17 protein-coding genes and 2 pseudogenes are annotated in these 23,964 nt (G+C 52.5%); 6 read left to right on the top strand and 13 right to left on the bottom strand.

The genetic code is table 11. The annotated features are described in order from the left end of the window. Positions 1–68: 68 nt before the first annotated feature. From AC6I4B_RS09715 to AC6I4B_RS09700, 4 genes and pseudogenes are all read right to left on the bottom strand, one after another. Positions 69–398 carry an alpha-L-rhamnosidase C-terminal domain-containing protein gene (locus AC6I4B_RS09715; RefSeq protein WP_497772089.1) on the bottom strand — a complete coding sequence of 110 codons (330 nt, stop codon included), beginning with the start codon at positions 396–398 and terminating at the stop codon, positions 69–71. A gap of 12 nt (positions 399–410) precedes the next feature. Continuing rightward, positions 411–2,735, bottom strand: a pseudogene (locus AC6I4B_RS09710) (family 78 glycoside hydrolase catalytic domain); the annotation flags it as partial. A gap of 24 nt (positions 2,736–2,759) precedes the next feature. Next, positions 2,760–4,061 (bottom strand): MFS transporter, encoded by a 1,302-nt coding sequence (locus AC6I4B_RS09705; protein WP_497771292.1) that lies wholly within the window; start codon positions 4,059–4,061, stop codon positions 2,760–2,762. A gap of 109 nt (positions 4,062–4,170) precedes the next feature. Next, positions 4,171–5,022, bottom strand: a complete 852-nt coding sequence (locus tag AC6I4B_RS09700; protein ID WP_497771290.1) for a helix-turn-helix domain-containing protein — start codon at positions 5,020–5,022, stop codon at positions 4,171–4,173. Positions 5,023–5,618: 596 nt separating this feature from the next. Between AC6I4B_RS09700 and AC6I4B_RS09695 the strand changes: the two genes are divergently transcribed. From AC6I4B_RS09695 to AC6I4B_RS09675, 5 genes and pseudogenes are all read left to right on the top strand, one after another. Beyond that, positions 5,619–6,212 carry a fimbrial protein gene (locus AC6I4B_RS09695; protein WP_497771288.1) on the top strand — a complete coding sequence of 198 codons (594 nt, stop codon included), beginning with the start codon at positions 5,619–5,621 and terminating at the stop codon, positions 6,210–6,212. A 95-nt stretch (positions 6,213–6,307) separates the two neighbouring features. Next, a complete protein-coding gene (locus AC6I4B_RS09690) occupies positions 6,308–7,015 on the top strand; it encodes a fimbrial biogenesis chaperone (protein ID WP_497771287.1) in 708 nt (235 codons plus the stop codon). A 5-nt stretch (positions 7,016–7,020) separates the two neighbouring features. After that, on the top strand, positions 7,021–9,573 hold the full coding sequence (locus tag AC6I4B_RS09685) for a fimbria/pilus outer membrane usher protein (protein ID WP_497771285.1): 2,553 nt from the start codon (positions 7,021–7,023) through the stop codon (positions 9,571–9,573). Further along, positions 9,560–10,711 (top strand): fimbrial protein, encoded by a 1,152-nt coding sequence (locus AC6I4B_RS09680; protein ID WP_497771284.1) that lies wholly within the window; start codon positions 9,560–9,562, stop codon positions 10,709–10,711. The genes AC6I4B_RS09685 and AC6I4B_RS09680 overlap by 14 nt, the downstream gene beginning before the upstream one ends. A gap of 107 nt (positions 10,712–10,818) precedes the next feature. Further along, a pseudogene (locus AC6I4B_RS09675) lies at positions 10,819–10,938 on the top strand (hypothetical protein); the annotation flags it as partial. A 426-nt stretch (positions 10,939–11,364) separates the two neighbouring features. Here AC6I4B_RS09675 and cheZ read toward each other — a convergent pair. The 6 genes from cheZ to tar all read right to left on the bottom strand — a co-directional run bounded on the left by cheZ (position 11,365) and on the right by tar (position 17,786). Next, positions 11,365–12,009, bottom strand: a complete 645-nt coding sequence (gene cheZ, locus AC6I4B_RS09670; protein WP_497771282.1) for a protein phosphatase CheZ — start codon at positions 12,007–12,009, stop codon at positions 11,365–11,367. A gap of 10 nt (positions 12,010–12,019) precedes the next feature. Beyond that, positions 12,020–12,409: a chemotaxis response regulator CheY gene (gene cheY, locus AC6I4B_RS09665; RefSeq protein ID WP_064544650.1), complete on the bottom strand. Its 390-nt coding sequence runs from the start codon at positions 12,407–12,409 to the stop codon at positions 12,020–12,022. A 17-nt stretch (positions 12,410–12,426) separates the two neighbouring features. Beyond that, the gene (locus tag AC6I4B_RS09660; RefSeq protein ID WP_497771281.1) at positions 12,427–13,476 is read right to left on the bottom strand and encodes a protein-glutamate methylesterase/protein-glutamine glutaminase; all 1,050 of its coding nucleotides are present in this window, start codon (positions 13,474–13,476) and stop codon (positions 12,427–12,429) included. Beyond that, on the bottom strand, positions 13,473–14,339 hold the full coding sequence (gene cheR / locus AC6I4B_RS09655; protein ID WP_497771279.1) for a protein-glutamate O-methyltransferase CheR: 867 nt from the start codon (positions 14,337–14,339) through the stop codon (positions 13,473–13,475). Before cheR ends, AC6I4B_RS09660 begins: the two co-directional genes overlap by 4 nt. A gap of 144 nt (positions 14,340–14,483) precedes the next feature. After that, the gene (locus AC6I4B_RS09650) at positions 14,484–16,088 is read right to left on the bottom strand and encodes a methyl-accepting chemotaxis protein (RefSeq protein ID WP_497771278.1); all 1,605 of its coding nucleotides are present in this window, start codon (positions 16,086–16,088) and stop codon (positions 14,484–14,486) included. A 36-nt stretch (positions 16,089–16,124) separates the two neighbouring features. Then, entirely contained in the window at positions 16,125–17,786 is a 1,662-nt protein-coding gene (tar, locus tag AC6I4B_RS09645; protein WP_497771276.1) for a methyl-accepting chemotaxis protein II, read from the bottom strand. 275 nt (positions 17,787–18,061) lie between these two features. On the opposite strand from tar, the gene AC6I4B_RS09640 reads away from it, so the two are divergent. Beyond that, positions 18,062–19,324: a dicarboxylate/amino acid:cation symporter gene (locus AC6I4B_RS09640; protein ID WP_497771275.1), complete on the top strand. Its 1,263-nt coding sequence runs from the start codon at positions 18,062–18,064 to the stop codon at positions 19,322–19,324. Between the two features lie 176 nt (positions 19,325–19,500). Here AC6I4B_RS09640 and AC6I4B_RS09635 read toward each other — a convergent pair whose 3' ends face one another. From AC6I4B_RS09635 to cheA, 3 genes are all read right to left on the bottom strand, one after another. After that, positions 19,501–20,757, bottom strand: a complete 1,257-nt coding sequence (locus AC6I4B_RS09635) for a porin (protein ID WP_497771273.1) — start codon at positions 20,755–20,757, stop codon at positions 19,501–19,503. Between the two features lie 681 nt (positions 20,758–21,438). Next, complete coding sequence (gene cheW / locus AC6I4B_RS09630) at positions 21,439–21,942, bottom strand: chemotaxis protein CheW (protein ID WP_497771272.1); 504 nt, start codon at positions 21,940–21,942, stop codon at positions 21,439–21,441. A 23-nt stretch (positions 21,943–21,965) separates the two neighbouring features. Continuing rightward, positions 21,966–23,954: a chemotaxis protein CheA gene (cheA, locus tag AC6I4B_RS09625; RefSeq protein WP_497772087.1), complete on the bottom strand. Its 1,989-nt coding sequence runs from the start codon at positions 23,952–23,954 to the stop codon at positions 21,966–21,968. Between the last annotated feature and the right edge of the window lie 10 nt (positions 23,955–23,964).

The raw sequence follows: 23,964 nt of genomic DNA, 5'->3' as shown, positions 1-23,964 counted from the left end.
ACGAAAACAGGGGAATTCGAGCGTTCGATTGTCACAACAGCCCGAACGCTGCCGTGACAATCACGCGGTTAGCGCTGCCAGATAACGCGATAATGCCCCGATCCCACCTGCGCGCCATAGCCACCGTTTACTGGCGCGAAGTCGATGCCATCGGTGTCGAGCAGCGTTTGCGCGCCGTCGAGGATAAGCGTTGAGCAGGTGTTTGGCGGTATATCCACCTCAAGGGTGATGGTCTGCAAGCCATCGTGCGCCGACGCCTGCGCCCAGTGGATGGCAATATCGCCATATACCGAGCCGTATCGCGCTTTCAGCCAGGCCAGGCCACCGCCCGGAATAGGCCGCAGCACCGAGTGTTTAAAGCCCGGTGCGTGTTCTTCGGTGTTGATTCCCGCCGCCACGCGATACAACCATTCGCCGATCGCCCCGTAGGCATAGTGGTTGAAGGAGTTCATATCCGGGCTCCACATTGTGCCGTCCGGTTTGACGCCATCCCAGTGCTCCCAAATCGTCGTCGCCCCCGCTTTTACCTGATACAACCAGCTTGGGAAGTCCTCTTTCATCAGCAATTTCCACGCGGCGTCGGCCTGCCCGTTTTCGCTCAAGGCGTGACAGAAATACGGCGTGCCGACAAACCCCGTCACCAGATGGCCGTCATTTTCCGCCAGCAGTTCCAGCTATGTTTGCACGGTGCGCTCGCGGTGCGCGTCCGGCACTAACTGGAAGTAAAGCGCCAGAATATGCGCCGTTTGCGTACGCGCCGCCAGCCGCCCGGTGGCGGTAAAAAACTCATTGCGGAAGCTTGCGACAATCGCGGTATGCAGCGCCAGATAATGAGTGTGGTCAACGTCATTCCCCAGTGCTTTGGCTGATTTCGCCAGTAGCAGCGTGGACAACGCATAGTAGGCCATGCAGGTCAGTTCATTCGGCGTGGCGCCAAAATAGCTGCCCTCTTTGGCATCCAGCGCAACCCAATCGCCAAACTGCAGTGTCCACGACCACTGATTCTCAACAGCGTTGTCATGCATAAACTCCACCCAGGCTTTCATGCTGCCGTACTGGCGGGCCAGCGTCTGTTTATCGCCGTACATCAGGTACAGGGTCCACGGGTTAATCACTGCCGCATCGGCCCAGGCGGCGGCGGAATGGGTGCGACCGTGGGATAAAAAGCGGTCGTTGTCGCATTTGCCGGTGAGGATATCGGGGATGACGTGCGGCACACCGCCCTCCGGCGTTTGGTCATGCTGAAGATCGGTCAGCCATTTGGCAAAAAAAGTGCGCGTCTGCATCAGGTAACTGGCGGTGCGACAGAAAATTTGCGCATCGCCCGTCCATCCCAGCCGTTCATCACGCTGCGGGCAGTCGGTTGGGATATCGACGAAATTGCCCTTAAGCCCCCACATGATGTTGTGATGCAGTTGGTTGAGATCCGCGTTTGAGGTTTCAATGTGACCCGTCGGCGTCATCGCTGAATGCAGCACGACCGCGACAAAATCATCCCGCGTTGGCGTGCCAGGCCAGCTTTCAATCAGCACATAGCGGAAACCCTGAAAGGTAAAATGCGGGTGATAACATTCTTCGCCATCGCCACGTAAGGTGTAATCAATGCACTGTTTGGCGGTGCGCAGGTTCGCCAGATAGACATTACCTTCGGCATCCAGCACTTCAAAATGACGCAGCACCACGCGCTCACCTGCCGCACCGCGCACCCGAAACTCCACCCAGCCGCTGAGGTTCTGACCGAAATCAAGCACCGTCTCGCCTTTTGGTGTCGTGATGATTGAGCATGGTGCAAGCCGTTCTATTTCTTGTACCGGGCAGGCGGTTTGCGGTTGCAGTACCGCCGTCTCTGCCGCAAGCGTCGTCACCGCGCGCCAATGCCCGGCGCTAAACGCAGGCTCGCTCCAGCCGCGCTGCTCCCGACGTGCGTCATACACTTCGCCATCATAAATTTCAGCAAACAGAATCGCGTCATCGCTGGCCTGCCAGTGTGCGTCCGTGGCGATGATTCGCTGGCTGCCATCACGGAGCGTTACCACCATATGGCAAATAAACCCCGTCTGCTGGCCGTAATAGTTGCGATAGCGGTTAAAGCTCATATCCCCTTTATACCAACCCGCCCCCACCTTCGCGCCCATCACGTTTTCACCTGCTCGCAGGTGCTCGGTCACATCCCAGGTTTGATACAACAGGTGATGGTGGTAGCTCGTCCAGCCGGGCGACAACTCATCGCGCCCGACTTTTTCGCCGTTAATCCACAGTTGATACAGCCCCAGCGCGCTGGCATGTACCACCGCTGAAACAATGTCATCACCGTCGGGCAAACTGAACGCATGGCGCAACAACGTGCCTTTTGAGTTGTCTTTATCCTGCGGCGTTTCAGCCGAGATAAACACCCCTTGCCACGCTTGCGCTGGCAGGCCGGTAATAAACGTTGCCGCCTGGCTCCAGCCGCTCTCTTCACCGTGGTTGTCGGTAATGCGCACCCGCACAAAATAGCGCGTCGAGTGCTGGCAGGCGACGGCGGGCAATTCGATATTACTGGAGCGGTCATCGTGCATTTCGCCGCTGTCAAACAGGCATTGGGCAAAATCGTCTTGCGCCGACAGTTGCAAACGCCAACTGCGTTGCTGCACGTCACGCAAGGTGCTGGTGATGATCCAGCCGAAAACCGGCAGCGTTTCACAGCCCGTCAGCGTGGTTTCATAGTTGAGCGTAATCTTTTCTACTGCCAACATAATTTTTCCCTCAGTGGCTCATATTCAGGCTTTGGCCCGCAAAGTGTCGTGCGACGCCTGTCCGTTATCGGGCGTCACCACCATTTCTGTTTCTGCATTAAATTCATTACGTTGCTTGCCGTGGAAGCACAGCCAGCCGATAACCATGCCGATCGCCACAATCGCCGTCAGCAGGCAATAAAGAACCACCGGCCCCGCGCTCAACAGCACAGGAGTGACGAACGCCAACAAGCCGCAGGTCAGACGGGCAACACCGACAATCACCCCTTGCGCGGTAGCGCGTAGCATGGTGGGGAATGACTCCTGCGCCCACACTTTCATGATGCCTTCGAAGGCAAATCCCGTGCCGATATTGGTAAACAGCAGGCAGCAGAACCAGGAGAGCGGCGAGAAATTCAACAGTACCGGCACGAAATAACCACCGGACATCATCACTGCGCCAAAAATAAAGAAAGGAATCCGTTTTGAGGTATCAACGACGCGCATAAACATCAACCCCGACGCCACGCTCACCGGCAGGATCAACAGCCCCCACAGCGAGTGCGTGCTAACGGAAATGCCCACCACATTTACCGCTACATAAGCCCCAAACTGTCCGCCGGTATTGGCCGCCAGATTGGTGAAGGTATAAAAGATGCACAGCGAGATAAACGGCCACAGGTATTTGCCTTCGAGCAGATCGCGCCAGCCGGTTTTCTGCGCCCGCACGGTGGCGACACCACGACGCAACTCATCCTTTGCCGCCAGCCACAACGGGGACTCAGGAATAGACCAACGCAGAATCATCAGCACCATCGCCACCAGCCCAACGTGCATATACATGATTTGCGCGCCAATCTGCCCCCAGTCGCCGACGATAGCGGAGATCCCCATCGTGGCGCCAATTCCCACCAGCCAGAGTAAATTAGACAAACCGATAATCTTGCCTCGGTTTTCATCGTTCGCCGCTTCGGAGATAGTCGCCAGAGAGACGGGTAAATCCGCCCCTGTCGCCAGCCCCACTAACAACGTGCCCAGCACCAGGAACGGGAAGTTCAAACCAAAGGCCAGCGCCAGCGTGCCGATAAAAATCATCGCCATCGTAATAATAAAAACATTACGCCGACCTATACGGTCTCCAAGACGACCGCCCCCAAATGCTCCGGCGGCAATACTCAGCGTTAGTAATCCAGATAAAATGCCAATTTGTAGTGCAGTAATACCCATTGTTTTTTGATAAATAACTAAGGCCGTACCACTGGAAACAATAGCCGCTGAATCAATATATGATGCCATTCCTGACACCACTCCAATATACCAGGAGTTAGGTGTTTTATTTTCTGACATAACGGTTCCTTAAATTCACAGACGGTGAGGCGAGAAATAAGCACATGGTTTATCCCCGTCACTGTGGATGGTAATAATAAGTTTTTTTATTTATCTTTTAGCCTAACGATTAAATCGCTATTAAAACTCGAGAATGAAGTTCACGCTCATGGGTTGGTGGATAATTAAAATAACGTCGGTACGATTCAGTCAGCCTGATCGCATTCATAAAACCGCAGCGCGCTGCAATTTCACTGACGGTTTTATCTGTGGTACGTAGTAATTCCTGAGCTTTTAATACGCGATACAACATCTGGAATTTAACCGGAGTATAACCAGTCACCCGCTTAATTAAGCGATACATCGTGCGCCTGGCGACACCGTTATCATCACTTAGCGCATTCCAGTCCAGATGACGCAGGCTACTGGTCTTGAGCATACGGATCAGGTTGGCTCGCCCGCGCTCGTCTGCGCTAAGCGCCTCGGTTTGGCAGTCGCACTGGCAGAGCGTATTGATAATACTCAGCAAAGCCACTTCACACAGCGAAAAATAGAGCGCGTTATAGTCGCTCTCGTTACGTGAGATTATCTCCTGGCTCCATACCTCAATACGCGCCAGCGCGCCCGGTGTTAACGCCAGTGCGGTAGGCTGTAGCAGTTTTTCTTTTATACAATCGAGCAAATTATCTATATGCTGCAAAAAATGAAAACTGCGTGGGCGGCGAATCAATATATTAATAACCGAAAGATTATTGGTAGAGACATAACTATGGGTATCATTGGCGGTTACTAAAAAAAAGTCACCCTGACAGATAAAGCGAACCATATCATTAATAATATGAAACCCGCTACCGCTACGAACAATCACCAGCTCATCAAAATCATGCCCATGTACGCCTTCCATTAATTGGTTATTCATCGAAAAAAGACAAAACGCATGTTGCTCAGAATGAAAGAATTCACTCTCACGTAAAATTCGCATATCTCCTCCGCCGTTATTCGAGCAATAATACTCGTGACATCGACAAATAACCTGCTGACATAATATATTGCATTGCACTGATAACCATTTAACTGCAATTATTATGACAAGTCTATATATCGCACTGTCACTCAGGCGTAACCCGCTGTGACCCCAGCGTCATTTCAGAAAATGGCCGCCGAGTTATGGCATAAAAAGGAGGTGTTCGTCGTGTCGGTGAGCCCCCCTGACATGCAACCGGTTATCGCAGATTATTAGTGAAGGGATATATATGGGGGAGGTCATTTTACGCGAGCCATTTACGCGCCATAAGATTTGCATTTATTATTTTATAATAAACACATGCACGGCATCATATTAAAAACAGATTGATAAACATGAAAACATAAACAGCACCAAACAATTAAAAATATAATTTACGCACTATTGATAAAAAAAACAAATCATCTTATAATTCGCAAAATACAGAAATACAATATCTAACACCAGAGCTTATCATTAGCAATTATTATATTCATCCTAATATCATTGAAATTATCGATCAATATCGTAGTGAATGGATTAAATAATATTATTAACAGATGGAGTTTGTTAAAATGAAGTTACGCTATAAATTGTTACACGCTGTTGTTCTAACCCTGGCAACCAGCAGTGCGTTCGCTGCCGAAAACAATGCTGGTCAGATTCATTTCACAGGTGAACTGGTGGAACCGAGCTGCGTTATTCAGGGCGCTGGGAATACGACTGATAGTACCGTGCCGCTAGGTACTTATCCAATATCGTTATTTAACGATGGCGGCGTGGGTACTGAATCTCCGCTAAAAGCGTTTACTATTACGTTAGCAGACTGTCCGGTGACCACCGTCGGATTACCACAGGTACAGCTTACTTTTTCAGGCCCCCACACGTTAACAGGAACCAATACCTTGCTGGATGTTAGCCAGATCTCCACCGTCGCCGGAGGTTCCAAACCCGTCGCTGCTGGCGTAGGTATTGCTATTTCGCCTGAAGGTCAAGACGACAAGCTGTTGACGATGGACGCCGCCGAAGACCAGGTTTATATCAACCTGCCGGATGTCACGGGTGATACCATTCGAGCTAGTTTTAATGCTCGCTATATATCCTTTGCGGATGACACCAGCGCGGGTGCGGCAGACGCCGATATGACCGTGAATATTGTTTACCATTAATCACGCCACAATACAGATCGTTATTTAATATTAAACAGAGCCAGCCACACTGGCTCTGTTTAACGGGTTCTTTCGCTATTTCGCAGGGATTTGCGATGCGTAAAATAATTTCATCTGCTTTTTTGCTGCTGCCTCTCATCATTAGCACCGTAGCCCCCTGCGATGCAGCAGGTATTCGCATTGGTCGCACGCGAATTATTTACGATGCCAATAAAAAAGAGGTCGCATTATCGCTCGCTAACGAGGATAACGAATTACCATGGCTGGTTCAGTCATGGACTGACACCGGCGACGGGAAAACTCGTGGCCCCTTTATTATTACCCCGCCGCTGTTTCGCCTTGACCCACAAAAGGAACAAGACCTGCGTATCTCCTGGTCAGGCGCTGCCGTCGCCCAGGACAGAGAATCACTGTTTTACATTAACGTCCGTACGATACCTGCCGTCGCCAAAGAAGATGGCAGTATCGACAAAAACGTCCTCCGGCTGATTTATAAAACCCGACTCAAACTGTTCTTTCGCCCAAAAGATCTGGCAGGGTCGCCGGGCGAAAGCTGCAAAAATCTGCATTTTAGCCGTAACGGCAGCGTCCTGCGCGTAGTCAACGAGGGGGATTTCCACAGCGTCTTCGACTCGGTGAAACTGGGTGACACTCTGCTTAAAAAAGCTGACATGGTGGCACCAAAAAGCAGCGCGGAGATCCCGCTACCGGCCAACGCCAACGGGCAATCGGTCACCTGGCGCTGTATTAGCGACTACGGCAACGCGACCCCACCCTTCACTACCTCGCTGTCGAAGGGATAACTCGGATGGTCAAAACGTTGACACAGCCCCAACTACACTGGCGGCTCAACCCACTATTACAAGCGCTGGGTGCGGTTCTGCTCTTGTACTCTACCCAGCCATACGCCCGCGAATATTACTTTCCACCCACCGGGTTGGAAGGCGATGCAGCGCTGCGCCAGGATGTTGATCTATCGTTGTTTTCCAACAGTAAGGCACAGCTCCCTGGGACTTACTCCTCAACAATTATGATTAACAAGCAGCGTTTAAAACAGCAGGATATCAGCTACCTCAACGACGCCAGCGGCGAATTACAAGCACAAATTACCCCCGCAATGCTGCGTGACTGGGGTGTGCGCGTGGAGGCCTTTAGCGAACTGGCCGCACTACCCACGGATAAACCGCTGCCCAAAGCGCTGGGGGAGTACATTACAGCGGCCACGGCGGTCTTCGATTTTAACGCCATGATGCTGCGCATCAGTATGCCGCAGGCGGCGCTGGATAAACAAAGCCGTGGCTCGGTAGATCCTTCACGTTGGGACAACGGCGTGCCGGTGCTGTTTGCCAACTATGCATTTTCTGGCTCGCAGAATGACGCCAGCAACGGCGACACGGATAGAAACCAATACCTGAACCTACAAAGTGGGCTAAACCTCGGCGGCTGGCGGCTGCGCAATTATGCCACCTGGGACAAAAATGACGATGAGCAGTCCTGGCAGTCGCTGCAAACGTATATTCAGCACGACGTGCAATTTCTCAAGTCTCAGCTCACCGCTGGTGAAAGCAGCACCCGGGGTGAAGTGTTCGACAGCGTGCAATATCAGGGCGTTAACCTTGCATCCGACGAGAATATGCTGCCCTTTAGCCAGCGTGGCTTCGCGCCAACCATTCGCGGAATCGCCAACAGCAATGCTGAAGTCTCCGTGCGGCAAAACGGCTACCTGATTTATCAGGCCAACGTCGCACCGGGGGCGTTTGAAATTAACGATATCTCGTCTACCTCCAACAGCGGTGACATGGAAGTGACGATTAAAGAAGCGGACGGCAGCGAGCGCCACTTCACCCAGCCCTATTCCAGCGTGGCAGTCATGCTACGCCCTGGTCGGGTAAAATATGAAGTCACTGCCGCCCGTTATCGTGCCAATAACAACAGCGGCGACAAAGAGCCGATGTTTGCGCAGGGCAGCGCCATTTATGGCCTGAGCAATATTTTCACGTTGTTTGGTGGGCTAACGGCTGCGGAAGATTATCAGGCGGGCGCTGGCGGCGTTGGTATCGCCCTGGGCACTATTGGCTCAGTGTCGGCAGACGTCACCTGGGCAAAAACCACCCTGGATAACGGTGAACAGCACGACGGGCAGTCTTACCGCTTGCTGTACAGTAAAAACATTGAAACCACCGACACCAACGTCACGCTGGCCAGCTATCGTTACTCCACCAGCGGTTACTACAGCTTTGCCGATGCCAACCAGAGAATTGATGATGACGAGGACGACTGGCGCTACCAGTACAATAAACGTAACCGCGTTCAGGCCAGTATCAGTCAAACTATTTTCGCCGGCAGCCTGTATCTGAACGGCTATCAGCAAGATTACTGGGGGACCTCGCGTAAAGAACGCAATCTGTCCTCAGGTTTTAGCACTACCGTCAACGGTATCAGCTACCACCTGGCTTACACCTACAGCAAAGATGATGATAGCGCCAGCGATCGGATAGTCTCTTTTAGCTTTAGTGTGCCGCTGAGCCGCTGGCTGCCAAATAGCTGGGCGAACTATAACATCAGCAACAGCCAACGCGGCGATACCAACCAGAACATTGGGCTGGGCGGTACATTGCTTGATGACCAGCGCTTGAGTTATTCGCTACAGCAAAGCCACACCAACCACGGCGGCACAGACAACAGCAGTATTTACAGCACCTACCGCTCACAGTACGCCAACGTTAGCGGCGGCTATTATTATGCGTCTGACGATTCCCGACAGGTTAGCTACAGCGTCAGCGGCGCCGTGGTGGCACATCCTCACGGAGTCACCCTGGCTCAGCCATTAGGTAGCGAATTTGCGATCGTCGATACCGATGAGGCTTCCGGCTTGCGCTTTCAGAATCAGCGTGGTGTGCAGACCGACGCCTTTGGCAACGCGATCATTCCATATCTTTCCGCCTATCAGGAAAACCGCATTGCGCTGGACACCACTACTCTTCCGGATGATGTCGATACCAATGCCACCGCCGTCACCGTGGTTCCCACCCGCAACGCCGCCGTCACAGCACATTTCAGCACCTGGGTCGGATATCGTGTGTTAGTCACCTTACAGCGCGAGAACGGCAGCCCCGTCCCCTTTGGCGCGTTCGCCAGCGTCGATGGGCAAACGCAAACCGGTATTGTGGATGAAGGCGGTGTGCTCTACCTGGCAGGTATCGCCGATGGAATGGTCATTACGGTGAAATGGGGCGATAGGCCAGAACAGCAGTGCCGCGCAACCCTGGCTTTGGCGGCTGATACTGATAGCAATAACCCGACGGGAATACGCAACACGCGCGCACAATGTCTTCAGGAGAAAAAACATGCTCAGCCTTAACAATACGCGCTGGATCGTCGGTCTGATACTCTTTAGCGCCGTGGGATCTTGCGCAGCCACGCCGCTAACAGACTGCTTTCACTCGCCGGGCATCTATACGTTCAATATTGATCAGGAAGTTGTCGCTGCCAACAATCAAACGGGTAAGCATCATAATGCGGGGCATATTGTCGCGGCTGGCAGCCCTATCACCGCCAGTTGTAATTGCCCATCGAATATGCCAACCACCGGTAACCGTGCCGCTGTGCATGTTGTCGCTTCTGCTGGCAGCCCGTTACAGACTGGGCCATCAGGATACGGTTCACTCACCGATAAACTGGATGTTATGTTGTCAGGGTATAGTGATGCCATCAATCGCCAGGACGGTAATGGCTTGTTTATAATCTACATTAACCAGTATCCGACCCCACTGATGAGTATGGAGAAAATAGTTGACGCCAGTGCCGTCTCTACAGAAGCGCAGAGCTCAGTATGCAGCGTGCAAACCCGTTCTGACGACGCCAGTACGACACAACGCCAGTTTCAGTGGAATGTCATCGCCGCCGATTTCTATCTTAACAAGCCGGTGTTTGGTGAAGAGATTATTCCGCTACAAACCGTCGTCGAGAACTATGCCTGCCTGTACTACGGAAATTACGACGGTACTAGAGGCTGTAGCGTACTTGAGAAGGTTTCCGAGATTCGTCTCGGTGGCATTCTTAGCGCCCCGCTCAGTTGTACCATTAACGCCGGTAGCCAGATTGAGGTTGAGTTTCCAGTTCTCGCCCCCAGCGCATTTACTACGCCCGGCGTTCCGCCCGCCAATAGTATTAAAGCGGTTGATATCTCCTATCATTGCGACAACCCTGCGGCTGAAAATCAGGGGCGAATCAAAATGACCCTAACCGCCGACAACGGGAATAGTGGCAACGACGGCTACATTGCCAAAATGTTAGGCCGCGATGATATTGGCGTCAGAATGTATAACGACAACAATGATGCCGTTGTGCTGGATGGTTCGTTTGATTTCCCAATAACCCTGGATGAACAGGGCAACGGCGTGATTAAAATGACCGCTGCCCCAGTGAGCACCACAGAGACAAAACCGGCAGCCGGTAAATATGAAGGCAACGTTACCGTGAAAATGGATATTAAATAAAGAGAGCGATAGATATCTGTAGACCGGATAAGACGCTTGCGCCGACATTTGCGTGGATTTGTAGGCCGGATAAGGCGTTACTCCGCCATCCGGCACGGTTGCCGCCATTGCCTGATGGCGCTGCGCTTATCAGGCCTACGTGGGTTTGTATGCCGACATTTGTGTGGGTTTGTAGGCCGGATAAGGCGTTTACGCCGCCATCCGGCACGGTGGCTGCCATTGCCTGATGGCGCTACGTTTATCAGGCCTACGTGGGTTTGTATGCCGACATTTGTGTGGATTTGTAGGCCGGATAAGGCGTTTACGCCACCATCCGGCACGGTGGCTGCCATTGCCTGATGGCGCTGCGCTTATCAGGCCTACGTGGGTTTGTATGCCGACATTTGTGTGGATTTGTAGGCCGGATAAGGCGCTTGCGCCGCCATCCGGCACGGTGGCTGCCATTGCCTGATGGCGCTGCGCTTATCAGGCCTACGTGGGTTTGTATGCCGACATTTGTGTGGATTTGTAGGCCGGATAAGGCGCTTGCGCCGCCATCCGGCACGGTTGCCGTCATTGCCTGATGGCGCTGCGCTTATCAGGCCTACATGGAATCCCGTGTAAGAATGCCCGGCGGCGAGCGCCTGCCGGGTCTGCAAATAAAGCGCTACGGCTCAGAACCCGAGGCTATCGAGCAGGTCATCAACCTGATCCTGGCTGGCGACGACACCGGCTTTCGAGGTATCTACCTGTGGGCCATTGAGTAAGCTATCGGTTTCACGTTTCGTGCGCGCACCCTGCTCCGGGATATTCTCCAGCAACACCATCAGCAACTGGCGCTCAATTTCCTGGATAACATCCATCATGCGTTTGATAACCTGGCCGGTAAGATCCTGGAAATCCTGCGCCATCATGATTTCAAGCAGTTGCGCGTTAGTGAAGCTGGTATGCCCCGGCACATCGCCCAAATATTTGCGTGTATCACTGACCAAATCACGCGCATCAGCCAGCTCTATCGGGTTTTCAAACCATGCGTCCCAGCGCTGGCTTAGGGCTTTCGCCCCTTTTTCCATTTCGTCCTGATGCGGCTGCGAGGCTTCAACGCTGTTGAGCGCACGCTCTGCCGCTTGCGCCGTCATCTGCACGACATAGTCCAGACGATCGCGGGCATCAGGGATCGCCTCTGCCGCTTCCGCAATGGCCTGATCCAACCCCAGCTCGCGCAGGCTATCACGCAGCATACGGGTCAGGTTGCCAATGCGGCTAATAATATCTGCGGCAGAGTGTTCGTCGCCGGGCTTAATGAAAGATTGCATCATGTTAGTCACCTTACATACCCAGTTTCTCGAAGATCTTGTTCAGCTTCTCTTCGAGTGTCGCGGCGGTAAATGGCTTAACCACGTATCCGCTTGCACCTGCCTGCGCAGCGGCAATAATGTTCTCTTTCTTGGCTTCTGCGGTAACCATCAGAACGGGCATGGCTGCCATGCCGCCGTCGGCGCGAATTGTTTTCAGCAGCTCCAGCCCATCCATATTTGGCATGTTCCAGTCAGAAATGACAAAACCAAACCCGCCAGCTTGCAGTTTGTTTAACGCATCAACGCCATCTTCGGCTTCTTCAACGTTGTTGAACCCCAACTCTTTTAGCAGGTTGCGCACAATTCGACGCATGGTGGAAAAGTCATCCACGACTAAAAACTTAAGCTCTTTATCCGCCATAAAATAATACTCCTGATTCAAATACGTATTGCCTGTCCGGCACTGATTTTTGCCAGCATCTGCTGGCTGACCTGGCTAAGGCAAACCACTTCGCTAACGCCACCGCTATTGATGGCCTCACGCGGCATGCCGAACACCACACAACTGGCTTCATTCTGCGCGATGGTCCAGGCTCCCGCCTGATACATCGCTAGCATCCCGGCCGCTCCATCGTTACCCATGCCGGTGAGGATAACCCCCACGGCATTGCGCCCCGCGTGCTTCGCGACCGAATGAAACAGCACATCAACTGACGGGCGATGGCGATTAACCGGCGGCCCGTCGTGAATTTTGATTTGATAGTTCGCCCCGCTACGCGCCAGCTCCATATGCCTGTCGCCTGGCGCAATATAAGCGTGGCCCGGTAGCACACGTTCGCCGTCTTCCGCCTCTTTCACCGTTATCTGGCACAGCTTATTGAGCCGTTCGGCAAACGAGCGGGTAAATCCCGGTGGCATATGCTGAGTAATCAGCAACGCTGGGCTAGACAGCGGCAGCGGCTGAAGCACATGGCGAATGGCCTCGGTTCCTCCGGTTGACGCACCAATCGCAATCAGTTTTTCGGAGCTAAGTAGCGGGCCGGCTTTCAGGGTCACTGGCGCTGGCAGCGGTTTATGCGCACTAATCCGCGCCCGCGAAGCCGCTCGCACTTTTTCAGCGATAGTTTCGCTATAGGCCAACATCCCTTCACGAATCCCCAACTGCGGTTTGGTGACGAAATCCACCGCCCCCAGCTCCAGCGCACGCAGCGTCACCTCAGACCCTTTCCCGGTCAGTGATGACACCATCACCACCGGCATTGGCCGCAAACGCATCAGCTTCTCAAGGAAATCAAGGCCATCCATCCTCGGCATTTCCACGTCCAGCGTCAGAACGTCGGGATTAAATTTTTTGATCAGGTCACGGGCAACCAATGGATCTGGCGCGGTCGCGACCATCTCCATGTCGTCGTGGCTGTTGATAATTTCCGTCATGATTTGCCGCATCAGCGCCGAATCATCAACGGATAAGACCCTGATTTTACTCATGCTCTTCCCTTACTTAACGCATAGACCGTTTGTCCTCGCAGGCTAAATTCGCGCGCGATATGGCTAAAGTTTTCCGAATGGCCAGCAAACATCAGCCCGTCCGGTTTTAGCAGCGGAACAAAACGTTTGAGAATTTCCTGCTGTGTCGTTTTGTCGAAATAAATCATCACATTACGGCAGAAAATTGCATCAAATGGCCCTGGGATGTTGTAGTTAGCGTTCAGCAGATTTAGCGTGGTGAAATCCACGTAATTCGCCAGTTCAGAACGCACACGCACCAGGCCAGAATGCGGCCCGGTTCCCCGCATGAAATAGCGCTGTAGCTGCTGCTGGGAGAGCGTTTTCAGCTCGTCCATGCGGTAAATACCGCTTTGCGCTTTTTCTAAAACTTCAGTATCGATATCGCTGGCGTACACCTTCCAGCGCCCCGGCGCAGTGCCCAGCGTGTCGGCAAGGGTAATGGCGATGGAATAAGGCTCCTCGCCCGTCGAGGCCGCCGCGCTCCACACCCGATATTCCCCCTGCCGACGCGCGGCATGTTCCGCCAGCGTCGGGAAGTGGTGCGCCTCACGGAAAAAGGCCGTCAGGTTAGTGGTCAGCGAATTAATAAACGCCTGCCACTCTGGGCTGTCGCCATTGGCTTCCAGCAACCCGAGATAGTGGCCAAAATCCTCAAGATTCAGCGCACGCAAACGCCGTACCAGGCGGTTGTACACCATGTCACGTTTATGATCGGCCAGCACAATCCCGGCACGTTGGTAGATCAGTTGACAAATCCGACGAAACTGCGCGTCGGTGAGCGTCAGGCGCTGTGTCAATTGGCTCAGTAATAACGATTGCCCATTTGGTAGAGATACAGTCATAGCGCCTTCTTAATTCACGTTATCCTTCAAGCAGCCTCGGCGTTGGCGGCACGCGTTCACCCGAATCGCTTAGCGGTGTAAGCTCATCGCGATTCACGCATTTGCCGCCGTGAGGCAACTCGACGGATTGTGTGTATACATCCTTCAGGAAACTGCGGGTATGGCCGCCAGCGCCACATGCTCACGCGGTGTGGCAGCTTTGGCTTCTTCCAGTTCAAATACCGACACTACCGTTGTAAGGTGGTCAGCCTGGCTTGCCAGTTGTTGCGTTGCCGCAGCCCCTTGCTCAACCAACGCGGCGTTCTGCTGCGTAACCTGATCCATCTGGCTCACCGCCAGTGCGACCTGCTCAATACCCCGACGTTGTTCATCCGACGCCGAGGCGATTTCACCCATAATGTCGTTAACCTGGGTAACCGACTGCACTATCTCGGACATGGTGATGGCGGCGGTATCCACCAGCGCAGACCCCTCCTGCACCCGTGAGACAGATTCTTCAATCAGCCCTTTTATCTCTTTCGCCGCCTGCGCGCTGCGGCTTGCCAGGTTACGCACCTCCCCTGCCACGACCGCAAACCCCCGCCCTTGCTCACCGGCACGCGCCGCTTCAACGGCAGCGTTCAGCGCCAGAATATTGGTCTGGAAAGCGATGCCATCAATCACGCTGATGATGTCGCTGATTTTCTTAGAACTGGTGGCGATATTTTGCATGGTGCGCGCCACATGGCTCGCCTGCTCGCCGCCTTGTTTGGCGGTATCTGCCGCGCTGTGTGCCAGATGCGAAGCCTGACGTGCGTTATCGGCGTTCTGGCTTACGGTCGCCGTTAATTGCTCCATGCTGGCAGCGGTTTCCGCCAGCGATGCCGCCTGTTGTTCGGTTCGTGACGACAGGTCATTGTTGCCAGCGGCAATTTCTGAAATACCGGTATGCATCGCATAGCTGCCCTGGCGCACCTGCCCGACGGTTTCGCGTAATGATTTCTGCATCGTTTGCAAGCCAGCAAAGATGGCGCTAATTTCATTTTTGCCATACACCGCAATCGGTCGCGCCAGATTGCCGTGCGCGATGCTGTCAAAATGATGGCTAATAATCGCCAGCGGTTTCACTATCATGTGGCGAACCCACCACAGCGAACCGAGCGTAATCAGCACGGAAATCAGCACCATCGCAGCAAACATCAGCGTCGAGCGGTGATAATCGCCCTGGCTTTCCTGCTCTGCGGCAGCGACATAGCTGTCGATATTTTTGCGCCACTTCTGGTAGTCAGCGTCAAATTGGTCCTGTGAGGCCTGCACCGGTGCGGCGACAAATTCCGCCAACTGGTTGCTCTCCAGCCAGGAGACTTGATGCGTCAGCATGTCGTGCCACGCGGTAAAGCTTTTCGCCGTGGCACTTTGCAGATCTTTATCGTGGTCATTCATTAATGGCAGCGCCATAAACCCCTGGAACAGCGCCTCGCCCTGCGAAAGGCTCTGCTTCACGTCGTCCATCATGCTGCGCACTTCATTGGGCGGATAACTCAGCGCTGTGAGTGTGCTCGCTTTATTCAGCATCGTGCTGGCCTGTAGCATCGAGGCACGAGACTCGGTTAACGTATTCAGTTGCTGGCTGCTCTGGTCAACCTGGTAAATGTTGCTTTGCCCATCACGAAACGCCCAAAAAGAGAGGCCGTTACTGCCTATCTGCAAGATCCCGCAGACGATCAAAATCAGAAACAAGGTGGTAGAGATTCGAATACGATAAAGCATCACCACTCCTACAAACGGCAAAGACCGCAGGTAAAATTAAAAGGTTTCCCAATGAGTATCAGTGCTACGGTGGCTCGACGCCGCCAGCCGTGGCGACGCAGTGACGACCGATACCGGCGAGGTTTGCGCTGCCCGAGGGGCAGAAACCACGTTAAGACGAAATGCCGCAACAGCCTGATTCAGACGTTCAGCTTGTTCTTCCAGCGCGGCGGCGGCCGTTGCCGACTCCTCCACCAGCGAGGCGTTTTGTTGCGTTACGCTGTCCATTTCCGCTACCGCGATAGCCACCTGATCAATGCCACGGCTTTGTTCATCAGACGCCGAGGCTATTTCCCCCATAATGTCGGTAACGCGTGTTACCGCATTGACAATATCGGTCATGGTTTCACCCGCGCTTTCCACCAGCACCGAGCCGGTATCAACGCGCGAAACGGAGTCTTCAATTAATGCTTTAATTTCCTTCGCGGCCTGGGCGCTACGGCTGGCGAGGTTACGCACTTCACCGGCGACAACCGCAAACCCACGCCCTTGCTCACCGGCGCGCGCCGCTTCCACTGCCGCGTTAAGCGCCAGAATATTGGTCTGGAAAGCGATACCGTCGATAACGCCGGTAATGTCGGAAATTTTCTGCGAGCTGGCGGCAATTTCATGCATGGTGGTGACTACGCCGTTTACCACTTTGCCGCCGCGCTGGGCGGTTTCCGATGCGCTTTGCGCCAGATGCGAAGCCTGACGGGCGTTTTCGGCGTTCTGTTTCACCGTCGCCGTCAACTGCTCCATGCTGGCGGCAGTTTCTTCCAGCGATGCCGATTGCTGTTCGGTGCGCGCTGAAAGGTCGTTATTACCCGCCACAATTTCACTCGTGCCGTGGTAAATCGCCTCTGCCCCTTGCCGAACATGCGTCACCGTGCCGGTTAGCGCGGTTTGCATATGGTTGACGGTATCGGCAAGTTCAGTAATTTCATTACGCCCACGCAGCGCCAGGCTCTGCGTCAGGTCGCCTGCGGCGATGTGGCGGATATGCCCCATAACCCGCGCTAATGGTTTCAACAGGATGGCGCGAATGCCAAACCATGCCGATACCAATACCGCGACCAGCACAATCGCCATGATGACCAATTGCCAGCGCGCAAACTGGTAGTCACGGCTACTGGTGGTGAAGGCGTGTTGATACAGCGCTTCGCTTTGTGTTGCGTAACGCGTCATCGCCTCGCCCATCGCGGTCTGCATTCCCTGAGTCGGTTGCGCAAAATAGGCGTCCATGTTGCCGTTTTCCAGGAAGCCAATCAGCTCCTGTAGCGCGGAGGTGTAGTTCTGATACGTTTGCGCAACTTGCGCACTAACCTCGCTCATCGCGGGCTGCGGCGCGAGCTGCTTAAAGCGGTCGAAATGGCTGGCCGCCTGCGCCAGAGTCGCTCTGGCATTTTTGAGTAATTCGGTTTTAGCGCTGCTCTGCTGGTTGTTAATGTCCATCATCATTCGTGCCGACGAGCGGCTAAGATTGATGCGGGTTTGCAACAGCAGATCCCAGGCTTTGGTTAGCTCCGTTTGTTGAGTACGAAGCGTGTTGGATACAGCGAAGCTTTGTTGGTTTTGGTGCAACGAGGAGAACAGAAAGCCCCCGGAGACTAACTGCAAAAGTGCGAAGACGACCAGCACCAACATCAGCAGTGTGACAACGCGGATACGGTTTAACATACAGCACCTTCTCTATGACTTGTTAGGGCTGTTATCGGCATCCCAAAAAGAAACTTTATGTTACCGCTGGAGTAAAAATCGCCTCCGTTGCCTGAGCTGAATCGATACGCAAATGCACGCCGCCGAATCACAACGCTTTTTATAAAACTTAAAAAAAAGTTGTAAATCACCCCACTTTCATACAATTTATGTAATGAATGAATTGATGGCATTACATAACTAAAAATCATTTTTTCATCGCTGGGCAATTTCGTAATCTGACGGGGTAATTTTTTGTGGCAAACGCAAATAAACTCACGATTTTTATCGTGATTTTCATGCTGGCGGGGATTCTCACCGGCGCAATGATCCATTCCTATGCATCAGCAACGACCATTGAAGTCTGGTCAAATAACATCACACTGCTCACCGATATCTTCCTGCGGCTCATTAAGATGGTGATAGCGCCGTTGGTTTTTAGCACCCTGACCGTGGGCATCATGAAACTGGGTGAAACCTCGACCATTGGGCGCGTGGGCGGTAAAGCAATGGTGTGGTTTATCAGCTCATCGGTACTGTCAATTCTGGTAGGGTTGTTTATCGTCACCCTGCAACAACCAGGCCACGGCTTGAATTTGGCGATTCCGAAAGATGCGGTGGATACTGGCCTTGCGGTCAGCGGTATGTCGCTGAAAGGTTTTCTTTCTCACACCATCCCAACCAGTATCGTCGGCGCAATGGCGGACAACGAGATCCTGCAAATCGTCGTGTTCTCGCTGTTCTTCGGTATTGGTGGCGCGTCGCTGGGCGAGAAGTTCAACGCGCCGCTGGTGGCCTCGCTGGACGTAGTTTCCCATATCATGCTGAAAGTCACTGGCTATGTGATGTACGTTGCACCGCTGGCAATCTTTGCCGCTATCTCGTCGGTTATCGCCACCGAAGGGCTGGGGATTTTGCTGAACTACGCGTCGTTTATCGGCGGTTATTACGTGGCGATATTCTTGACCTGCTGCGTGCTGGTAGCGATTGGCTACATGGTGCTGAAAAAAGAGGTGTTCCGCCTGCTGAGCATGTTGAAAGACCCCGTATTAGTGGCGTTCACCACCAGCAGCTCCGAAGCGGCATACCCAAAAACGCTGGAACAACTGACCAAATTCGGCTGTTCGCGCAATATTGTCTCTTTCGTACTGCCGATTGGTTACTCGTTCAATCTGGTGGGTTCCATGGTGTACTGCTCTTTCGCCTCAATGTTTATCGCCCAAGCCTACAATATCCACCTCAGCTTCACCGAGATTGCCGTTCTGATGCTAACGCTGATGCTGGCCTCTAAAGGTATTGCAGGCGTGCCACGCTCTGCGCTGGTGGTTCTGGCGGCGACGATCCCGAGCTTCAATATTCCGGTTGCGGGCATTTTGCTGCTGATGGGGATTGACCACTTCCTCGATATGGGACGTTCGGCGATTAACGTTCTCGGTAACGGCGTGGCGACGGCGATGCTGTCGCAAAACGAAGGTTTACTGACAGAAGAAGAACCGCAGGTCGCCCAGCAGAATATCTAATCTGTGCCTGGCAAAGAAAAGCCAGACCGTTTGGTCTGGCTAAATTTAGCTATCAACCGTTTATTATCCCCGCAACAACGTTTCCCTTTCCGGCGACATCAACGCAATAACAAACAACGAAATGCAAAAAACCTCCCCGCCCCACAGGCATAAGACAGGGTTGGGTTTAATCGCTTCTAGATAAAGATACGCAGGCCTACAGCAGCTAAATGATCGCTAAAGTTGTCAGAGCTGTCGCTATTGCCATACGCTTTTTCGTAACCGTATTCGATATATGTCACCGCGTTTTTACCTAACCAGTAATCCGTCCCCAATGTGGTGGATTGGAAATGCTGCCCCTCCATCGCATCGCCACCTTCGGTCCAGTCAAAGTTGGCGTAAATGCTCCACTCTGGGGTAATTTTTAACTGAGAGGCATATTCCAGCCCCAGCACCGTTTCCTGATCATCGGTGGCATTGCTTGCGCCGCTGGTCGCCGCACGAACGTCATCAACGCTGTTGATGTAATAGGTCGCCTGTGCGCCGTTATACCAGGTAAAATCGTCAAAGGTGGTGGTGTATTTGACGTTCATCCCCATGGAATAGGTATTACCGTCATAGGATGGGCCAGTCACCGTAGTGACAGGAACCGTGCCGCCGTTCATACCATACGGTACATCGGTGGTTACAGAGCCTTGATTAACCGTATAGTTGTTATAAGCCGCCGCACCGGAAATAGCGAAACCATTGTCAAAGCGATATTGTGCCGCCATTACCGCGCCACCGTGAACGCTTGCCGCACCATCATGATAAGCATCGTGCATATCCGGGCCGTCACCATAACCACTGCCAAACCCTATTTTATCCACATCATCATTACCCTGCCCCATTACGCCCACGGTGAATTTTTGGCTAGTGTAATAATAAATAGCCGCCGAGTTCACAATATCACTCGACATCCCCACGGTGTCATGTTTGGCTTTACCGCCAAAGGCATAGGTAGTATCGATACCCAGCCCCCAATCGGTTGGGGCATATTGTTTACCGAAAGTCACAATGCCGTATTGTTCATTGCCCAACCCAATATAGGCCTGACGGGTATAAACATCATTACCTTGATCATCCGTAGCGGAGTCCAGACCATGAATACCCGTTTCATAATAGCCTGCGGCGTAATAACCCTTGTCGTTCACTTTTTGACGAATAGCCACGCCTAAACGCGAGTCATTATTTTGAATATTATGTTCCACACTATGCTGAGAATCATCTTTCGCCATTAAACGCACCGAACCCATGATAGACACCGCAGTATCATCATTTTTTAAAACCATTTCGCCTTTGGTCTGAGTTGCCGTATAGCCCGGCGCAGCATAGTCACCGCTGCTTGCCAGCGCTATCGTTGGTACTCCGATCGTCGTTGCAATGGCGATAGCGAGCATGGATGGTTTTAACATTACATTTTTTACGCGCATAGAAATCCCTTAATCAAATAATTGATTTTTTCTAAATTAATATTTGAATGGAGGAACCCCCCATTAACGAAATAATAATTCGATAAAGATTTAACTTACTACACATATAAATAAAAAATCAGACCCCGATCACCAAGAATTATTTTCTTTCCGGCATTCACAAAATCACATAAAAATTACAAATCGACGTTATTTAATTCAATGTATTAAGTATTTACTGTAAAAATAAATACAAGTATTGCTAACCGTTACTCATCTAACCTTAGATCCACACTTTGAAAACATAGAATTATATTTATAGCAACAAAACAGCATCAACAATCCATCAATTAATTATCATAGCGACCTAATTTATTCATATGAATTATTAATTACAGTAATAAAATACCTATGACGCATCATAACATTAAAGATAATAATTAAATAAAAACACATTGATAATTAATATATTCACTACCAAAAGATATAAAAATAGCAGTAATAAAAGAAGGTATTTTTGAATCGTAGAAAATGAGAGGAATAGTTTTGATAAATTGAGAAGAAAGCACGCAGCCAATGCACAAAATAAAAAAATAAGCGTTTACATGAATAAATATAGCTACAGTTCACAGTTTAAAAAAGGTTCATCATGTAACCACGATGAACCTTTCTGTTTTTCCGGTATCAGGCTGCGTGACTTGCCGCGCTATCCAGCAGGGCCATCTCTTCGCTGTTGAGCAGCTTCTCGATGTTCACCAGAATCAGCATACGGTCGCCCAGCGCGCCCAGGCCGGTGAGGTATTCCGTTGACAGCGTTACCGCAAACTCCGGTGCAGGACGAATCTGGTCAGACGCCAGTGACAGCACATCGGAAACGCCATCGACCACAATCCCCACTACGCGCTGCCCCAGGTTCAGGACAATCACCACGGTGTTATCGTTGTACTCGACATCTTGCTGGCTAAACTTCACGCGTAAATCGACAATCGGCACAATCACTCCGCGCAGATTGGTGACGCCTTTGATAAACGCTGGCGTATTGGCAATGCGAGTCACCTGGTCGTAACCGCGAATCTCCTGCACTTTTAAGATATCAATGCCGTACTCTTCGTTGCCCAGCGTAAATACCAAAAACTCTTGTCCTGTCGGTTCACCCGCCAGTTTTGTTACATTCGTCATTCCGGTCATATTTTTACCTTTTTTTCTGCGTTTCAGGCGGCTGTGTTCGCCAAACGTTTGTCACGATTCAATCCTTGCAGGGCGGAAACATCCACAATCAGCGCAACGCTGCCATCGCCAAGAATGGTGGCGGCGGAAATCCCCGGTACTTTGCGGTAGTTGCTTTCAAGGTTTTTCACCACCACCTGATGCTGACCAATCAGTTGATCCACCAGCAGTGCGTAGCGACGACCCGCGCTTTGCAGGATGACGACAATCCCCTGCGTGGCTTCGGTTTTCGCGCCCTGCACGTCCAGCGCTTTCCACAATTCAACCAGCGGCAGGTATTCGCCGCGCACTTCCAGCACGCGCTCGCCGCCCGCCAGCGGATGCAAATCTTCTTCACGCGGCTGGAGAGATTCCATCACCGCGTTCAGCGGCAGAATAAAGACCTCTTCGCTCACCTTCACAGACATGCCATCAAGGATAGCCAGCGTTAACGGCAGCAAAATGCGAATGGTCGTGCCTGCGCCCTGTTTAGATTTAATTTCGACGTGGCCGCCCATCTCCTGGATATTACGTTTCACCACGTCCATCCCGACACCACGCCCGGAAACGTCTGTCACCTGTTCAGCGGTAGAGAAGCCCGGCGCAAAAATCAGCATCCCCACGTCTTCATCGGTCATCGTTTCCTGCACCGCCATCCCCTGCGACAGCGCTTTCGCCATGATACGTTCACGGTTTAGCCCAGCCCCATCGTCGGTGACTTCGATGCAAATATTGCCGCCCTGGTGCTCCGCAGACAAAATCAGGTTACCGACGGCCGATTTACCCGCCGCCATTCGTGCTTCTGGCGATTCAATGCCGTGATCGAGGCTGTTGCGCACCAGGTGCGTTAACGGGTCAATAATGCGTTCAATCAGGCTTTTATCCAGCTCGGTTGAGCTGCCCATCAGCGTCAGTTCAACCTGTTTGCCCAACTTGCCCGCCAGGTCACGCACCAGGCGTGGGAAGCGGCTAAAGACATATTCCATCGGCATCATGCGAATCGACATCACCGACTCTTGCAGGTCGCGCGCGTTACGCTGAAGCTGGCCCATGCTGGTGATAAGGTCGCCATGCGAAACGGGATCCAGATCGCTTGAGCGCTGCGCCAGCATTGACTGGGTGATAACCAACTCGCCGACCAGGTTTATCAGCTGATCGACCTTTTCAACCGCCACGCGGATGCTGGTAGATTCACTACTGCGCGCCGCCGGTTTTTCACGTTCCGCACGCGGCGCTACCGCCGGTTGAGGAGCCACCGCAGCGGGTGCAACGTTGGTCGGTGCATCGTCTGCTTCTTCAACGATTGAAGGTTCTTCAGCCACAACGGTGTCGAACTCAATCTGGTCGGCTTCAATGACAAAGCACAATACGGCGACGATATCGTCCTGATCGACGCTGCCGTCGAGGATCGCCGTCAACGAGTTTTCCGTTTTGTTGACCTGGCTTAACGTCGCCAGGTTGCCCAACTCTTCTTCCAGCATGTCCGGCTCGCCCGCTTTAAGGCGCGAGAGCGTTATCTGCATTTTTCCGGCTGCCGCAGCCTCTTCGACGGGGCTGTTATCCACCACGCTCAGCCGGGTATTGGCTGCTGGCGGTACGCTTTCGCCTTTCGCTTCCAGCGCCAGTTGGCGCAGAGCATTGCAGATGTATTCGAAGCTGGCAGCGTCCGGTTCGGTGGAGCTTTTATAGGCGTCGAGCTGTTCCTGCATAATATCTTTGGTTTCCAAAAACAGGTTGATAATATCGGTGCTAAGCTGCATTTCACCCCGACGGGCTTCATCCAGCAGGTTCTCCATCAGGTGCGTGGTTTCCTGAAGAACTGTAAAACCAAACGTCCCTGCCCCGCCTTTAATCGAGTGTGCCGCGCGAAATATCGCATTCAGCTGTTCAGCGTCAGGGTCCTCAACCACCAGATCCAGCAAGTGCTGTTCCATATCGGCCAGCAGTTCGTCGGCCTCATCAAAAAAGGTTTGATAAAAATCGCTGATATCCATGCTCACGCTA

It is taken from the genome of Kluyvera fluvialis (genome assembly GCF_059725275.1).
The sequence above is the reverse complement of the archived record's forward strand: the minus strand, read 5'-3'. Positions and strand labels throughout refer to the sequence as shown.

What these genes read in the sequence shown, in the direction of transcription:
- AC6I4B_RS09705 (WP_497771292.1), bottom strand. Translation starts at nt 4,061, where the DNA reads ATGTCAGAAAATAAAACACCTAACTCCTGGTATATTGGAGTGGTGTCA.
- AC6I4B_RS09700 (WP_497771290.1), bottom strand. Translation starts at nt 5,022, where the DNA reads ATGCGAATTTTACGTGAGAGTGAATTCTTTCATTCTGAGCAACATGCG.
- AC6I4B_RS09695 (WP_497771288.1), top strand. Translation starts at nt 5,619, where the DNA reads ATGAAGTTACGCTATAAATTGTTACACGCTGTTGTTCTAACCCTGGCA.
- AC6I4B_RS09690 (WP_497771287.1), top strand. Translation starts at nt 6,308, where the DNA reads ATGCGTAAAATAATTTCATCTGCTTTTTTGCTGCTGCCTCTCATCATT.
- AC6I4B_RS09685 (WP_497771285.1), top strand. Translation starts at nt 7,021, where the DNA reads ATGGTCAAAACGTTGACACAGCCCCAACTACACTGGCGGCTCAACCCA.
- AC6I4B_RS09680 (WP_497771284.1), top strand. Translation starts at nt 9,560, where the DNA reads ATGCTCAGCCTTAACAATACGCGCTGGATCGTCGGTCTGATACTCTTT.
- cheZ (WP_497771282.1), bottom strand. Translation starts at nt 12,009, where the DNA reads ATGATGCAATCTTTCATTAAGCCCGGCGACGAACACTCTGCCGCAGAT.
- cheY (WP_064544650.1), bottom strand. Translation starts at nt 12,409, where the DNA reads ATGGCGGATAAAGAGCTTAAGTTTTTAGTCGTGGATGACTTTTCCACC.
- AC6I4B_RS09660 (WP_497771281.1), bottom strand. Translation starts at nt 13,476, where the DNA reads ATGAGTAAAATCAGGGTCTTATCCGTTGATGATTCGGCGCTGATGCGG.
- cheR (WP_497771279.1), bottom strand. Translation starts at nt 14,339, where the DNA reads ATGACTGTATCTCTACCAAATGGGCAATCGTTATTACTGAGCCAATTG.
- AC6I4B_RS09650 (WP_497771278.1), bottom strand. Translation starts at nt 16,088, where the DNA reads ATGCTTTATCGTATTCGAATCTCTACCACCTTGTTTCTGATTTTGATC.
- tar (WP_497771276.1), bottom strand. Translation starts at nt 17,786, where the DNA reads ATGTTAAACCGTATCCGCGTTGTCACACTGCTGATGTTGGTGCTGGTC.
- AC6I4B_RS09635 (WP_497771273.1), bottom strand. Translation starts at nt 20,757, where the DNA reads ATGTTAAAACCATCCATGCTCGCTATCGCCATTGCAACGACGATCGGA.
- cheW (WP_497771272.1), bottom strand. Translation starts at nt 21,942, where the DNA reads ATGACCGGAATGACGAATGTAACAAAACTGGCGGGTGAACCGACAGGA.
- cheA (WP_497772087.1), bottom strand. Translation starts at nt 23,954, where the DNA reads ATGGATATCAGCGATTTTTATCAAACCTTTTTTGATGAGGCCGACGAA.